The organism is Brevibacillus fulvus (assembly GCF_016908525.1).
GTDB lineage: Bacteria > Bacillota > Bacilli > Brevibacillales > Brevibacillaceae > Brevibacillus_G > Brevibacillus_G fulvus.
Genome location: NZ_JAFBEB010000004.1, coordinates 247,930 through 263,947, shown reverse-complemented (window position 1 = coordinate 263,947; position 16,018 = coordinate 247,930). Strand labels below are relative to the sequence as shown.

At 50.8% G+C, this 16,018-nt stretch carries 14 protein-coding genes and 2 riboswitches; of the genes, 11 read left to right on the top strand and 3 right to left on the bottom strand.

All coding sequences use genetic code 11. The features are described from left to right. Positions 1-14 precede the first annotated feature (14 nt). Both JOD01_RS08310 and csaB read right to left on the bottom strand, forming a co-directional pair. Entirely contained in the window at positions 15-866 is an 852-nt protein-coding gene (locus JOD01_RS08310; protein ID WP_204517786.1) for a class I SAM-dependent methyltransferase, read from the bottom strand. Between the two features lie 20 nt (positions 867-886). Continuing rightward, positions 887-1,990, bottom strand: coding sequence for a polysaccharide pyruvyl transferase CsaB (csaB, locus tag JOD01_RS08305; protein ID WP_204517785.1), 1,104 nt, complete (start codon positions 1,988-1,990; stop codon positions 887-889). A 313-nt stretch (positions 1,991-2,303) separates the two neighbouring features. Here csaB and JOD01_RS08300 point away from each other — a divergent pair, with 313 nt between their 5' ends. The 8 genes from JOD01_RS08300 (at position 2,304) to metX (ending at position 11,874) form a co-directional block, all read left to right on the top strand. After that, a complete protein-coding gene (locus JOD01_RS08300) occupies positions 2,304-3,236 on the top strand; it encodes a 50S ribosomal protein L11 methyltransferase (protein WP_204517784.1) in 933 nt (310 codons plus the stop codon). 101 nt (positions 3,237-3,337) lie between these two features. Then, positions 3,338-4,375, top strand: coding sequence for an LCP family protein (locus tag JOD01_RS08295; RefSeq protein WP_420829073.1), 1,038 nt, complete (start codon positions 3,338-3,340; stop codon positions 4,373-4,375). Between the two features lie 146 nt (positions 4,376-4,521). Next, positions 4,522-5,298: an enoyl-CoA hydratase gene (locus JOD01_RS08290; RefSeq protein ID WP_204517782.1), complete on the top strand. Its 777-nt coding sequence runs from the start codon at positions 4,522-4,524 to the stop codon at positions 5,296-5,298. A 216-nt stretch (positions 5,299-5,514) separates the two neighbouring features. After that, a complete protein-coding gene (trxA, locus tag JOD01_RS08285) occupies positions 5,515-5,832 on the top strand; it encodes a thioredoxin (RefSeq protein ID WP_204517781.1) in 318 nt (105 codons plus the stop codon). A gap of 153 nt (positions 5,833-5,985) precedes the next feature. Then, on the top strand, positions 5,986-7,782 hold the full coding sequence (uvrC, locus tag JOD01_RS08280) for an excinuclease ABC subunit UvrC (protein ID WP_204517863.1): 1,797 nt from the start codon (positions 5,986-5,988) through the stop codon (positions 7,780-7,782). A gap of 60 nt (positions 7,783-7,842) precedes the next feature. Next, positions 7,843-8,029, top strand: a riboswitch (Lysine riboswitch). Between the two features lie 203 nt (positions 8,030-8,232). Beyond that, positions 8,233-9,474, top strand: coding sequence for an aspartate kinase (locus tag JOD01_RS08275; protein ID WP_204517780.1), 1,242 nt, complete (start codon positions 8,233-8,235; stop codon positions 9,472-9,474). A gap of 67 nt (positions 9,475-9,541) precedes the next feature. Next, on the top strand, positions 9,542-10,447 hold the full coding sequence (locus JOD01_RS08270) for an aldo/keto reductase (RefSeq protein ID WP_204517862.1): 906 nt from the start codon (positions 9,542-9,544) through the stop codon (positions 10,445-10,447). 147 nt (positions 10,448-10,594) lie between these two features. After that, a riboswitch (SAM riboswitch) is annotated at positions 10,595-10,700 on the top strand. A gap of 97 nt (positions 10,701-10,797) precedes the next feature. Next, entirely contained in the window at positions 10,798-11,874 is a 1,077-nt protein-coding gene (metX, locus tag JOD01_RS08265) for a homoserine O-acetyltransferase MetX (RefSeq protein ID WP_204517779.1), read from the top strand. 57 nt (positions 11,875-11,931) lie between these two features. On the opposite strand, the gene JOD01_RS08260 is transcribed toward metX, so the two are convergent. Next, on the bottom strand, positions 11,932-12,390 hold the full coding sequence (locus tag JOD01_RS08260; protein WP_204517778.1) for a DUF2507 domain-containing protein: 459 nt from the start codon (positions 12,388-12,390) through the stop codon (positions 11,932-11,934). Positions 12,391-12,793: 403 nt separating this feature from the next. Here JOD01_RS08260 and JOD01_RS08255 point away from each other — a divergent pair, with 403 nt between their 5' ends. The 3 genes from JOD01_RS08255 to sdhB are packed head-to-tail and all read left to right on the top strand — an operon-like array spanning position 12,794 to position 15,940. Further along, the gene (locus JOD01_RS08255; RefSeq protein WP_204517777.1) at positions 12,794-13,405 is read left to right on the top strand and encodes a succinate dehydrogenase cytochrome b558 subunit; all 612 of its coding nucleotides are present in this window, start codon (positions 12,794-12,796) and stop codon (positions 13,403-13,405) included. Between the two features lie 19 nt (positions 13,406-13,424). Next, on the top strand, positions 13,425-15,188 hold the full coding sequence (gene sdhA / locus JOD01_RS08250; protein WP_204517776.1) for a succinate dehydrogenase flavoprotein subunit: 1,764 nt from the start codon (positions 13,425-13,427) through the stop codon (positions 15,186-15,188). Continuing rightward, on the top strand, positions 15,188-15,940 hold the full coding sequence (gene sdhB, locus JOD01_RS08245; protein ID WP_420829076.1) for a succinate dehydrogenase iron-sulfur subunit: 753 nt from the start codon (positions 15,188-15,190) through the stop codon (positions 15,938-15,940). The genes sdhA and sdhB overlap by 1 nt, the downstream gene beginning before the upstream one ends. Positions 15,941-16,018 lie beyond the last annotated feature (78 nt).

Below are 16,018 nucleotides of genomic sequence, written 5' to 3'. Positions count from 1 at the left end.
CTGCTGTACGAGGGTTATGCTCTTTTTTGATAGACGCAAACGACCATTTTGACGAAATACTCCCGAAGACCGGGAAGCTTGGCCAAAGCCGATACGGTCGAACGCAGGGGAATTTCCCGCTGATAGACAGCCGGATGGGAAATTCCTTTTTGAATCCGGCGAAAACGGGCGATCGTCATCCGGTTGATATACGAGAAGTATTCAGTGCCATCCGCCCGTTTGCTAAAGCGAAACTTGATCCGATCGCTGCCGTCCGGCAAATCGCGCACCAACCTTTTGTACGCTTCGATCATCGCTTGCTCGGAAAACAGCGAATGCACCCAGGGAATGCCGATTGCATCCGACAGATGGGCGCCATATGGATGATAGTAGGGAGGAAAATTGATATAAAGATGGCCGCCGGGTTTTAACACGCGAAAACATTCCGCCAGCGTTTTTTCCGGTTGTTCGACGTGTTCCATCGCATCGTTCATAATAATTGTGTCAAACGTGTTATCGGGAAACGTCATTGCCGAAGCATCTGCTGTCAGAAAAGTGGCAATTTCCGCCAACCCTTTTTCCCGGGCAAAAGCATTGCCTTCTTCTGCATAATGCGGGACAATATCGACACCAATGATTTTTTTGGGACCAAATGTGGCGTAATAGCAAGTTTTTCCACCGCCGCCGCACCCGATGTCCAGAACCGTTTTGTCCCGAAACATCTCCTCTTGTGAGTGAAAGGGAAGAAAAAATTGAATCGTTTGGTCCCCTTTCACGAATTGCCATTCTGTATAGCTCATCTTTCCGTCATTCGCCAGGTTAAACGGATGAACCGGCAAAGGGAACAACTTATTAAGCTGATAAAGCAGTTGTGCAGCCAAAGACAAAACATTTCCCTCCCGAACCATTATTTTTTCCGATGAAGTGCCTGCAGCACCAGCTCGCTGCTTTTGGCCGCCTCGCGAGCCAGACTCAAAGAAGTTTCTTTGATGATTTGCTGCTCTTTCTCCAAATGATCGATCCGCTCTTGCAAGATCGCAAGCAGGACGTCTGCCTGCAAATCCTTGATATGACCGGCGCAAGGCATCCCGGCCCGTTCAACAAAGCGATCGATTTTAGGGTCATAGGTGATGCCGGTAAAGGGAATCTGCAACATGCAGGCCAAAATGAGAGAATGAAGCCTGATTCCCACGACATAGTCGCATTGTTTCAGCAAGCTCATAATCTCGTAAAACGACAGGTGTTGTTCAATATATTGTGCCCCTTGCCGCTTCATCTTGCCGATAATTTCCCGCGACGGTGCGACATCGCTCGGATAATGCATCGGCAAGAACAGCACATTCCAGCCTTTTTCAATGAAATAATCGGCCGCTTCGGCAATCGCCGTCTTAAATTTTTCTTCCTGTTTCCAGTTGCGGACGGAAATCGCGACCAGAGGGCGTGACAAATCATCGAACAAATCGGCCAAGATTCGCCGTCCTTGTTCGCTTGAGATTTCGTCCGGATGAATGGTCAAGGCCGGATCGGCTGTCACATAGATCGGTGCCTTGGTGACGCCGCAAGCCTTAAAATCCTCGCCTGATTCAAAATCGCGGACGGTGATGACATCAACGTGATTGACCACTTGTTTAATCAAAAGCCGGCTGATCGACTTCAAGATCGGGCCAAATCCTTGCGCATAGAAGACGACCCGTTTGCCAAGCAGTTTGGCAATCGTGACGATCCCCAAGTAATAGAGAACACTCCGGGGACTGGTGACATCCTGCATCAAGGTGCCGCCGCCCATCACCAATAAATCGCTGCGCTTCAACTCGCGAACGATGGTTGAAAGCCGCCAGCGATTGTACGCCGGAATTCCGAACAACGCTTCTGTACGTTCTGGCTGATTGGACAAGACGGACAGGGAAATATGCGGTTGTTCCCGTCTTAACGAGCTGATAATACCGTACAAAACAACGTCGTCTCCGGCATTATTAAAACCGTAATACCCGGAGATGAGAATTCGCGACATGAGAGAACCTTCTTTCTATGAAAACGTACCATTCATGACAATAGGAAAACACAATTTCAAGTATAATCGAGTGGGTGCAAGGAAGTAAAGCAGACTACCAGAGATAGCGAATCCCCATCCCGATCAAAGCGATGCCTGCCAGCAAAAAGAGCAGCATGACCACCAGCATCGGCTTGTTTTTGCGGCGCCGATAAAAAAATTCATCAAACATTTGGGACACCTCTACTTTTCAGCTATCTTTCAATTTACTATCATAACATGTGAGTCTACAAGCGGCTACTTTATCTTGAAGCAAAAGAAAGGATCGGAAGAGATGGAGAGAAACTGGTTAAAATATACGCTGTTTCTGGAAGCGGAGGTCGAAGAGGAATTTACGCTAACGATCATGGAGAGCCCTTATACCTTGGGCTGGACCGAGCCGCAGATCGAGGTGATCCGGACCGATAACGGCTACGACTATCAAACGGTGGAGGAAGCGCCGGTGATCGCTTATTTGTTCGAGCCATTGACGGCAGATCGGCAAACCCACATCGAACAGCTGAACGGCTATTTGTCGCGCTGGAACGATCGCGTGCGTCTCGGCGCTGCGGAGGAAGTGGCGGAAGAGCTGGACAGTTGGAAAGAAGACTATCAGGAAATCGAAGTGGGAGACTGGACGATTGCTCCAACCTGGACACCGGCCGAGCGATTGGCGGGAAAAGACAAAGTATTGCGGATTGATCCGGGGGCTGCTTTTGGCACCGGCTATCACGGGACGACGCAGGATATTCTGTACTTTTTGCAAAAACTGGAGCTGCGTCAACGAAAAGTGCTCGATATTGGCACCGGCTCGGGCATTTTGGGCATTTACTCCGTTTTGGCAGGGGCGGCCTTGCCGGTATGCGGCGTCGATATTAATCCGGAATCTGCGGCCCAAGTGAAGCACAATCTCGAGCAAAACGGTTTGCCAGACTCGTCGATCGATGTGATCATTGGCGATCCGCTGGAGGATGCAGCTGTAGCCAAACGATTGCCCGACCAGGTTGATTTTGTTTACCTGAACATCGGCGGCTATGAGGATATCAAGATGCTGCCCGTCGTCAAGGAGCGAATCGTTCCCGGGGGGATGCTGCTGTTGTCAGGCATGGTGGAATGGAATCGTCATCAGGTGGAGGAAGCTTACCGGCAAGCCGGATTCCGCATCATTGACGAACGGCAAAGCCAGGAGTGGGTAACGTTGCTGGTACAGGCCGCATGGGGCCAATAGGTATAGAAAACGGCATAGCTGGTTACACTTTCTGTTGACTCCATTCTTGCGCATATGGAGTCTTTTTTCTTCTGAAAGCGCAAGTGTTGGGGGGAATGGATATGAAACCGAAGTTATTCCGCATAACCTGGAAGCGATCCGTGACGCTGGTGCTTGCCTTGGCGCTGGCAGCCGCGATCGGTTACTCATCTTATTCGTTTTATGAATATAGACAGATGACGCACAACTGGTATCAACCGCTCGAAGAACAGAAAGGGCCTGTACAATCGATAACGCCACAACCGTCGGCGCCGTTGCCACTGCCTGGGAGCCAGCCGCCGCAGCCATCGGGGCCAGCGGCGATCCGGGCGGCATTGCAAACGAAACCGTTAAAACCGTTTTTGCTGCTGTTGATTGGCATCGATAGCCGAGAGGGAGAACGGGCACGCTCTGACACAACGATTCTGGCGGCCATCAATCCCGGCAAGCAGCGGGCTTTTTTGCTGTCCATTCCGAGGGATACATACATGGAGCTGCCGGGAAGAGGCTATGACAAAGTCAACCATGCCATGGCTTACGGCGGACCAAAATTGCTGAAGCAGACGTTGGAGAAGTGTTTTCAGGTGAAAATTGACCATTACATGACGATTGATTTTGACGGATTTCGCAAAGTCGTCGACGAGTTAGGCGGAGTCACCGTTAACGTGAAGAAGCGGATGAAGTACACCGATCCGTCCGATGACACAAAAATTGATTTGTATCCCGGGGTGCAGACGTTAAACGGCAAGCAAGCGCTCGATTACGCTCGTTACCGGAAAAGCGACCTTGGGCACGAAGACAGCGATTACGAACGGATCAAGCGGCAGCAGGAAATTTTGCAGGCATTGGCCAACAAGGGCGATTCCGTGCAGGCGTTTCTCAAGGCGTTCAAGCTGATGCAGATTATGGGACAGCATGTCAAAACCGACCTGACCGAAGAGCAAATCTCGTCTCTGCTCGTGACCTATTACGATCCTGACCGCAATGAATTGCAGACCCAGATGCTGGCAGGAAGAGACGAACGGATCTGGCATAACGGAATTTTGGGCTGGTATTACCTTATCTCCAGCAAGGAAAAGGCACGGGTGCATATGCAACTGTTGAAAGAGTTGGCCTCTTGAATGACAGTAAATTTTTTGCCGGGGGGAACGACTTCGTCCATTGGCAGGTAATGCCTTTTTTCCGCAGTTGAGGTTTGCTACACTGGAAGGGGAATGTACTGTCACCGAGTGCCCAGTGAACCGATCAGGAAAAGAGAGGGATTTCCATGTCATATGACAAATTGACTGTCGCCATTGAAGGGAAGATCGCGATTGTATCGCTAAGAAATCCGCCGGTGAATGCGTTGGATCGCCAGACGCTCCACGAGCTGCGACAGACCGTCCGGCAACTTGAACAAGCGGAGCAGGTGAGTGTGATCATTTTGACAGGGGAAGGCCGCTGTTTTGCCGCGGGAGCCGATTTGAAAGAATTTCTGGCGGCTCCGCCGGATCAGGGAACGACTTTGTCTGTGGAAGCGCAAGCGATTTTCAACGAACTGGAAAGCTTGAGCAAACCGCTCATCGCAGCGATCAACGGCCCTTGCCTTGGCGGAGGACTGGAGCTGGCTTTGGCTTGTCACCTCCGGCTGGCTGCCCCGGAAGCCCAGCTTGGTTTGCCGGAAGTAAAGCTCGGTTTGATCCCGGGGTATGGGGGGACGCAACGGCTGCCGAAAACAGTCGGCTATGGCAAAGCGAGAGAAATGATTTTAACCGGCGAACCGGTCACAGGCGAGGTCGCCGGCCAGATCGGCCTGGTCGAAGCGGTGTATCCCCGGGAACAGCTGCTGGCGGAAGCGAAAAAACTGGCCGAGTCGATCGCACAGAAAAGCCAGCTGACGATTCGTCTGGCGCTGTCCGCAATTCAGGCGGGGTGGCAGCATGGTCCGGAGACGGGCATGCAAGCGGAAGCGAAAAGCTTCGGGGCAGCGTTTGCCAGCGAAGACGGGCGGGAAGGAGTCTCGGCGTTTGTGGAGAAGCGGCCGCCGCGTTTCGGCAACCGTTAGATGAAAACCGGCTTATGAATTTGGCGCAAAAAGGTCAAGGTGCAAACGGACAAGATCTTCCACCATTGAATTCGGCAAAGAAGGGCAAACTGAAGCAAGTGAGAATTGGGCGACTCCGGGAGTCGCAAAGTGTCGGTCGACATGGTCAACTGATTCGGAGAATGGTATACTGTTTGTGCAATCACCGTTTTTGTGTAAATAAGGAGGGATACTGATATGGCAATTGTAAATGTAACCGACCAAACATTCAGCCAGGATGTCGAACAAGGCGGAACTGTACTCGTTGATTTCTGGGCACCTTGGTGCGGTCCTTGCAAAATGATTGCTCCTGTACTTGAGCAAATCGATGGGGAAATTGGAGATCAATTGACAATAGCAAAAGTGAATGTTGACGACAATCCGGAGACAGCCGGTCGCTTTGGCATTATGTCCATTCCGACATTGCTCGTATTTAAAGATGGCCAACCTGTTGACAAAATCGTCGGATTCCAGCCAAAAGCTGCTTTGATGGCGACTTTGGGCAAACATCTGTAAACCGCAAGCAGACCGGAGAGCAGTGCACAGCACACTGCTCTCTTTTTGTTTGGAAACAAGCGCACCCTTTTGGCGTGCGGTTTCTTTTTTTTCCATAATGAAACGTCAGCGGCTGTTGTGCTACGATAAAAGGAAGGAAAGGAGTGGCTTACCCTGAGCAAACTAAAAGACAAACTGGCTGTATTGCCGGATAAACCAGGATGTTATTTAATGAAAAACGCCAAAGGCGAGATTATTTACGTCGGCAAGGCGAAAGTGCTGAAAAATCGGGTGCGCTCCTATTTCACCGGCAGCCATGACGGAAAAACGCAGTTGCTTGTCAGTGAAATCGCTGACTTTGAATATATTGTGGTCTCATCCGCTATCGAAGCACTGATACTGGAGTGCAATTTGATCAAGGAACATGATCCGCGCTACAACGTCATGCTGAAGGATGACAAGACGTACCCTTATCTCAAGATAACGAATGAACCGCAGCCGCGTCTGGAGATTACGCGAAAAGTGCTAAAAGATAAAGCGCGTTATTTTGGACCTTACGCGAATGCCGGCGCGGCGGCCGACGTGAAAAAGCTGCTGGACCGGCTCTATCCGTTGCGCAAATGCAAAACCATGCCCAAGCAGGTTTGCCTGTATTACCATCTGGGACAGTGTCTGGCGCCGTGCGTCAATGAAATCGATCCGGCGGAAAACCAGCGCATCGTGGACGAAATCTGCAAATTCCTCGACGGCGGTCATGAAGAGGTGAAGCAGGAGCTGACGCAAAAAATGATGCAGGCTGCCGAACAGATGGAGTTTGAACGGGCCAAAGAATTACGCGACCAGATTCGCAATATTGAGGCGGTCATGGAAAAACAGAAAGTGACCTTTACCGATACGGTCGACCGGGACATCATCGGCTTTGCTGTGGAAAAAGGCTGGATGTGCGTGCAAGTTTTTTATATGCGGCAAGGAAAGATGATCGAACGGCAGACGACTTCGTTTCCGTATTATGGCGACGAAACCGAGGACTTCATGTCATTTCTCACCCAGTTTTACTACGAAAAACAGCAGGCGCTGCCCAAGGAAATTTTGCTGCCGGAACAAAGCGAGCCGGAACTGCTGGCGGAATGGCTGGGGGTCAAAGTATTGACGCCCAAGCGCGGCAAAAAGTATGAGCTGGTGCAAATGGCGGTGGAGAATGCGCGAATCGCCCTCGAGGAGAAGTTCGCGCTCATGTCCAAGGATGATGCCCGCACCGTTCAGGCCGTGCACAATTTGGGCCATCTGCTGGGGATTAAAACACCTGTGCGGATCGAAGCGTTTGACAACTCCAACATTCAGGGAACGGAACCGGTATCGGCGATGGTCGTCTTTACCAACGGTCGACCGGACAAAAAAGAATACCGCAAATACAAGATTCAAACCGTACAAGGTCCGGATGACTATGGCTCGATGCGCGAGGTGATCCGCAGGCGCTACACCCGGCTGCTGCGCGAAAATCAGCCGTTGCCGGACTTGATCGTGATCGACGGCGGCAAAGGGCAAATCAGCGCGGCCGTGGATATCCTCGAAAATGAACTGGGGCTATATATTCCGGTTTGCGGTTTGGCCAAAGATGATAAACATAAAACCGCCGAACTGCTGTTTGGCGATCCGCCGCAAGCGATCCCTTTGCGCCACGACAGCTACGAATTTTATTTGCTGCAACGCATTCAGGATGAAGTGCACCGCTTCGCCATCAGCTTTCATCGGCAAGCGCGCAGCAAAACCATGCTGTCTTCGCAGCTTGATGAGATTCCCGGAATCGGGGAAAAACGACGGAAGCTCTTGTTCCAGCATTTTGGCTCACTGGCGAAAATGCGGGAGGCGACGGTCGAACAATACCGGCAGATCGGCATCGGCGACAAACTGGCGCGGGAAATCATCGCCTTTTTGCGTCAAAACGGCAAGGAATCTGAAAAAATGAATTGATCGGCTCTGTTGTGTTTGATATAATCACCACTAAATGAATATGAACCTCACTTCCCTATGGAGTGAGGTAGAGGCGCGAAAACCATCAGTACCCCCTGGAGATTGGGCAATCGACGACAGGTGCGGGAAAGGGGAATTCGCCGAAGTGCATCAGCCGCCCATGCTGCATGCGCTGGGCCTGCGTTGAACAAGCGCAGGACTGTCATCTGTGCCTGACCCATGGCCCAGATGGAGAGCTATCTCACCAAAACGGTGATAACGGGCTTTTTTCGTTGTCTTCGTTGGTGTACGGGAAGGAGGAACCGGTATGTCTAATAACAGGCAGCGGCAGGTATATCCTCGTCGCTGCCTTTTTTGCGTGATTTGGGAAATTCATGTAAGGACTGAATAAATCGAAAAGAATACTATTGGAGAGGTATGTGTTACCACTCGAAAAGGGGAGAAGCCGGAATGGGGTTAATTGTTCAAAAATTTGGTGGTACCTCGGTAGGAACTATTGAACGGATCTTGCGGGTTGCAGATAGAGTCATCTCTTACAAGGAGGCGGGACATCAAATGGTCGTGGTCGTGTCGGCGATGGGAAAATCAACCGATGTCCTGGTCGACATGGCCAAACAAATCGCACCGCACCCAAGCGAACGGGAAATGGATATGCTGCTTAGTACCGGAGAACAAGTTTCGATTGCGCTTTTGACGATGGCGCTGCAGCAGCGGGGCTATGCGGCCGTGTCGCTGACCGGATGGCAAGCGGGCATGATCACCGAGTCCGTCCATGGGAAAGCGCGGATTAAAGATATTGACAACCAGCGGATTCTCCGGGAGCTGCAGCAAAATAAAATCGTGATTGTGGCAGGATTCCAAGGCATTACGGAAGAAGGAGAGATCACGACATTGGGGCGCGGCGGTTCCGATACGACCGCGGTAGCGCTGGCTGCCAGCCTGAACGCGGAGAAGTGCGAAATTTTTACCGATGTAGCCGGCGTCTATACGGCTGATCCGCGGGTTGTGCCAACCGCGCAAAAATTGCCGTCGATCTCATATGACGAAATGCTCGAGCTGGCCAATCTGGGGGCGGGTGTGCTCCATCCGCGTTCCGTGGAATTGGCCAAAAAACATCAGGTCAAACTGGTGGTGCGCTCCAGCTTTACCCAAGAGGATGGAACCTATGTTGAGGAGGTAGCAACAATGGAAACAGGAAGAGTGGTCAGCGGTGTCGCCCATGATGAAGACATTGCGAAAATTACCGTGGTCGGCATGCCGGACCGCAACGGTGCATTGTCACGTTTGTTCAATACATTGGCGGAACATCAGGTCAATGTCGATATTATTATTCAAAGCTCCTATGATGCGTCAGCAACGAATATTTCCTTTACCATCTCCGCAGATGATCTGCCGAAAACCTTGTCGACTTTGGAGGCGAATCGGGCGAAGCTTCAGTTTGAGAAAGTGGAGCATGAAGAGGGGCTGACCAAGGTGTCGATTGTCGGCGCGGGCATGGTCAACAATCCGGGCGTCGCCGCAGAAATGTTCAAACAGTTGGCCGAACAGGAGATTTCCATTAAAATGGTTTCCACTTCCGATATCAAAGTATCTTGTGTGATCCCGGCAAGCCAAACCGGGTTGGCCGTTCGCACGCTGCATACCGCCTTTGGCCTGGATGTCGCCGAGGAAGCAACCGTTTATGGAGTGTAGCCTGCTCTTTCCTTCTTTCCATTCGTTTTGATAGGATAGAAAAAAAGTGGAAAGAAGGAAAGTGACGATGCGATACAACCAGTTGGGCAAATCTGATTTGCATGTGAGCGAGATCAGCCTTGGCTGCATGACGTTGGGAACGGAGGAAGCCAAGGCGATTTCGATCGTTCACGAAGCGATCGACCGAGGGGTCAACTTCTTTGACACTGCCGACTTGTATGATTATGGCCGTAATGAAGAATTGTTGGGCAAAGCGATCAAAGGAAAACGGTCCGAAGTGATTTTGGCTACCAAAGTGGGCAACCGAAGAATTCCCGGGCAGGACGGCTGGATTTGGGACCCGTCCAAAGCATACATCTTGGAAGCGGTCAAAGAAAGTTTGCGCCGGCTGCAAACCGATTACATCGATTTATACCAGCTTCATGGAGGCACGATCGACGATCCGATTGACGAAACGATCGAAGCGTTTGAAGAATTGAAGCAAGCTGGCTATATCCGTTATTACGGGATTTCTTCGATCCGGCCCAACGTGATCCGGGAATATGTCAAACGTTCCAATATCGTCAGCGTCATGAGCCAATACAGTATTTTGGATCGCCGTCCGGAAGAAGAAGTATTGCCTCTGCTTGCGGAAAACGGGATTGGACTGATCGCCCGCGGTCCGGTGGCCAACGGAATTTTGACGGAACGTTATTTGCAAAAAGCGCCGGAACAATATCTCGATTACGGCAGGGCAGAGCTGTTGGAATTGCTGGAACAGTTGTCCAGGCTCACCAACGAATCGCGGCAATTGCCGCAAATCGCCTTGCGCTATGTCTTGTCCAATCCGGCAGTAGCGACAGCCGTTCCGGGCGCCAGCCGACTGGAGCAGTTGCTGGCCAATCTCGCTGCTGACGAAGTCATGTTGACGGAACAGGAACGGGACTGGATTCGTTCGATCAGCAAAGCCAATCGCTACACAGCGCACCGCTGACAAATCCGGCTGCAGCGTCTCCGCCGTGGAGGCGCTTTTCGGCGTGTCCGCCCAGACGATTTCGGCAATGTGCCTGTTCCAACTATTGACAGTTGTGCCAGTTGGTCGTATGATTATGAAAAATGAAAATTGAAAATTGAACGTAAACTCTTATCCAGAGTGGTGGAGGGACTGGCCCGATGAAACCCGGCAACCCCGCGTCAGCGGAGAGGTGCTAATTCCAGCAGACAGTGTATTGTCTGAGAGATAAGAGAGGGCAGTTGGACAGCGCATACCCCCTCTTCTCTTGGAAGAGGGTTTTTTGTATTCCTGTTTCGTCAAGACAAAAGTACTGGGTGGAGGGGAACGGCGTGAAAAAAGCGTTTCTGGGTGATTTGCCATTGGACTCGGGCGAAGTTTTGACGGATGTAGCGATCGCCTATCATACTTATGGTACTTATGATCGAAGCAAAGGAAATGCGGTATTGGTTTGCCATGCTTTAACCGGCGATTCCAATGCGGCGGGCGGCGGGGATCAACCGGGCTGGTGGGGAGAGCTGATCGGGCCGGGCAAAGTCATCGATACCAATCGTTATTATGTGATCTGCAGCAATGTGCTGGGGGGATGTTACGGTTCAACAGGACCTGCCAGTCTCAATCCGCGAACCGGGAAGCCTTATGCCACCTCGTTTCCGTTGGTTACGATTCGCGATATGGTCAGAGCGCAGCGCAAATTGCTGGACAGTTTGGGGGTTGAGCGGCTGTATGCGGTAATCGGCGGCTCGATGGGCGGGATGCAAGTATATGAATGGGCCGTTGAATATCCGGAAATGAGCGAACTGGTGATTCCCATTGCTACCTGCACGCAGACGACGGCAATGGCAATTGCCTATAATGATGTGGCCAGACAGGCAATTTGCAGCGATGCCGAATGGCAGAACGGGCATTATTATCCTGCTGCCGGCCCGAGCCGCGGTCTGGCCATCGCCCGCATGCTGGGGATGATCACTTACCGCTCCACAGAATTGTTTGAACAAAGGTTCGGGCGGCACCTGTGCCAGCAGGAACCGAATCATCTGTACCAAACGTGCTATCAAGTCGAAAGCTATTTGCGCTATCAAGGGGAAAAACTGGTCAGTCGGTTTGATGCCAACAGTTATCTTTATTTGCTGAAGGCGATCGACACCCATGATATCGGCCGCGGCAGAGGCGGAGTGGAGCAGGCTTTGGCCAAAATTCGCGCCAGGCTGGTGGCGATCGGCATTACCAACGATCTGTTGTATCCTCCCGATGGGCAAAAAGCGACCGTTGACATGCTCGCCCGCCAAGGTCACGACAGTTCGTTTTATTTGGTCGAATCCATCTATGGGCACGACGGTTTCCTGATCGAATTCGAAAAGATCGGCGAGATTTTGCGGCCGTTTTTTGCGAAAATTGCCGTGAGATGACAACAAAACCCTTGGCTTTCGGCGAGCCAAGGGTCTTGTTTATTTTGCAATTAAAGTTCAGGAAGTAATGATGATGCGAGCTTTGTAACCCCCGGAACCTTGGTAAAGTTCCAGGGCAGCGTGGGCGGGCCGGCCATGCCAGTCGCTGACGATTCCGGCGATCAGCCCGGATTCGAAGGAAAGCGTTTGGCGCAGCCTGTCCACCGGCATAAACTCGTAAAGAGGATGAGACAGTTCAAATACGTATCGATCGGTTTCCCGTTTGAGCAAAGTCAGGTTCCCCAGACCGAGACGGATAAACAGCAGACTCAAGCTGTCGGTTGTGTCGAGAGTCAGTTGCTTGCTCAAGTCTTTGCCCAGCCAATATAGCATCGGAGATTCGCTCTCTCCCAGCACCTTTTCAAACAGATAATGGCGAAGCAGGTGGTATCCGAGATAAGGCATGTTGATCCGTTCGGCATACGTGATCAGCTGCGCTGGGAACAGTTGGGACAAATGATCATCAACCTTTTTCATCGGGGACATTCTCCTTTTTCAACATTTGCATGACGAACAATGGATGCACATCTCGTTCATTTTATGAAAGCGAATGACGGAACATGCCCAAAAGCAGCGAGATAAGGAAGAATGTCACTATTCCAAAAATGGAATTAGTCTAATGATGTTCTTGACGGTGCATGATGACAGGAGTACAATGATTTTGTTCATATTATCAACACACTTTTTTCCTTTTTCCGACACTTTTTGCCGACCGAATTTTCAGTTGACCCCGACAAATCTTTGCAAGCGCATAACTTGTTAAAATGCGCTGGATTTGGCATGTGTCAATGCGGCGGTTGGGTATGGCAGGAATAAATGGCGGAAGGTGTGTCAAACCTTAACAATGAAAATTACATACTACCAAAGGAGGGCCCTGTTTATGGCGAATAGCCAGGAATTTGTAAGTCGAAGAATTCATTCACTGCTGGGTTTGGTACCAATCGGTCTCTTTTTGCTCGTCCATTTAGTGGCGAACTACTCGGCAACCCGCGGTGCTGAGGCATTCAACTCCACTGTTACTTTTATGGAGAGTCTGCCGATCTTGATTGTGCTGGAGTTTGTGTTTATATACATACCGTTGTTGTTCCATGCAATTTACGGTATCTATATTGCCTTTCAAGCCAAATCGAATGTAGGTAATTTTGGCTACCTCCGCAATCATTTGTTCCTTTGGCAACGGATTTCCGGCATCATCACCTTGATTTTTGTGGCCTGGCACGTATGGCAAACTCGCATTCAAATTGCCATGGGAACGGAGTTTAACTACGACTTGATGGCAAGCATCCTGAGCAACCCTGCCATGGTGGTTTTCTATGTGATTGGCGTTTTGGCCGCGGTATTCCATTTCTCCAATGGGATCTGGTCGTTCCTCGTTCACTGGGGGATTACTGTTGGGCCTCGTTCCCAACGGTTAGCAAGCTATTTTACCTTGGTCATTTTCGTAGTTGTTTCTTTTATCGGTATTCGGGCAATTACGGCATTTATCCAATAAAAGATAGGGGGACTAAACGATGGCAAAAGGTAAAGTGATTATTGTCGGTGGTGGCCTGGCGGGTTTGATGGCTACCATCAAAGTAGCAGAAAAAGGAGTACCTGTTGAATTGTTCTCCCTTGTTCCGGTAAAACGATCCCACTCTGTCTGTGCGCAGGGCGGTATCAATGGAGCGGTGAATACAAAAGGGGAAGGTGACTCCACCTGGGAGCACTTTGATGATACAATCTACGGCGGCGACTTCCTGGCCAACCAACCGCCGGTTAAAGCGATGTGTGATGCGGCGCCGGGGATTATTTACATGTTGGACAGGATGGGTGTGCCGTTTAACCGGACTCCGGAAGGTTTATTGGACTTCCGCCGTTTCGGGGGAACCAAACACCACCGCACTGCATTTGCGGGAGCGACCACTGGCCAGCAGCTGCTGTATGCGCTGGACGAACAAGTCCGTCGTTATGAGACGGAAGGTTTGGTAACGAAATACGAATATTGGGATTTCCTCGGAATCGTCATGGATGACCAACGCGTTTGCCGCGGCATTACCGCGCAAAACATGCGTTCCGGTGAAATTGTTTCTTTTGCTGCCGATGCTGTGATTATGGCAACAGGGGGGCCGGGGATCATCTTCGGGAAAACGACCAACTCGATTATTAATACCGGTACAGCTGCTTCCACTGTTTATCAGCAAGGGGCGATTTATGCCAACGGGGAATTCATTCAAATTCACCCGACCGCTATCCCTGGCGATGACAAATTGCGTTTGATGTCCGAATCGGCTCGTGGTGAAGGCGGCCGCGTCTGGACTTATCGGGACGGAAAACCGTGGTATTTCCTGGAAGAGAAATATCCGGCATACGGAAACCTCGTGCCGCGTGACATCGCTACCCGTGAGATTTTCCATGTTTGCGTCGATTTAAAACTGGGAATTAACGGTGAAAACATGGTTTACCTCGATCTTTCGCACAAAGATCCGAAAGAACTGGATGTAAAATTGGGCGGGATCATTGAAATCTATGAGAAATTCGTTGGCGAAGACCCGCGCAAAGTACCGATGCGCATCTTCCCTGCCGTTCACTACTCGATGGGCGGTCTGTGGGTGGACTTCAAACAGATGACCAACATTCCGGGATTGTTTGCTGCCGGTGAATGTGACTATTCGCAACACGGGGCAAACCGTCTGGGTGCCAACTCTCTCTTGTCGGCCATTTACGGCGGGATGGTTGCCGGACCGAACGCACTGGAATATATCAATGGTTTGGCAAAGTCTTCCGATGACTTGTCCAGCACATTGTTTGAGAGTTATACTAAACAAGAACAAGAAAAATATGATAGCATCCTGAAAATGGATGGTACCGAAAATGCCTACATCTTGCACAAAGAGCTGGGTGAGTGGATGACGGATAACGTTACGGTTGTTCGTTACAACGACCGTTTGCAAAAAACAGACGAAAAGATCCAGGAATTGATGGAGCGTTACAAACGGATCAACGTCAACGATACGCAAAAGTGGAGCAATTCCGGTGCGCAATTCACCCGTCACTTGTGGAACATGCTCGTGCTGGCCCGGGCGATTACCTTGGGCGCGCTGCAACGCAATGAAAGCCGCGGTGCTCACTACAAACCGGAATTCCCGGAACGCAATGACGAAGAGTTCCTGAAAACAACGATGGCGCGTTACAATCCGGAGACGACTGCACCTGACATTTACTATGAAGACGTCGACATTTCATTGATTAAACCGCGCAAGCGCGACTACTCATCTGATAAGAAAGGAGGGCATTGATCATGGCCGACAAACTGGTTCATTTGATCATCACCCGTCAGGATACGCCTGATAGCACTCCTTATAAGGAAGAATTCAAGGTTCCTTACCGTCCAAATATGAATGTGATTTCCGCATTGATGGAAATCCAGCGCAATCCTGTCAACGCACAGGGCCAAAAAACCAAACCGGTTATTTGGGAATCCAACTGTTTGGAAGAAGTTTGCGGAGCATGCTCGATGGTGATCAACGGCAAACCTCGCCAAGCGTGCAGCGCACTTGTCGATAAGCTGGAGCAACCGATCCGAATTGAACCAATGAGCACATTCCCGGTTCAACGCGACCTGTCTGTTGACCGCAGCCGTATGTTCGATGCGCTGAAACGCGTCAAAGCCTGGATTCCGATTGATGGTACCTATGATCTTGGTCCTGGACCAAGGATGCCAGAGGTTGACCGTCAATGGGCGTATGAATTGTCCAAATGCATGACTTGCGGCGTCTGCCTGGAAGCGTGCCCGAACGTGAATGAAAAATCTCCGTTTATCGGACCGTTCGCCATTTCGCAAGTTCGCTTGTTCAACCAGCATCCAACCGGTGCGATGAACAAACATGAGCGTCTGGAAGCATTGATGGGAGAAGGCGGCATTGCCGAGTGCGGCAACTCGCAAAACTGCGTGCAGGCTTGCCCGAAAGGTATTCCATTGACCACTTCGATCGCTCACATGAACAAAGAAACCAATAAATACGCGCTGAAACGTTTCTTCTTCTCGTAAGCAGCGGCAAAACCCTCAACCTCGCGTTGGGGGTTTTTTTCTGTCGGGAGAATACCGTCCTGCCTTCCTTGGAAAACT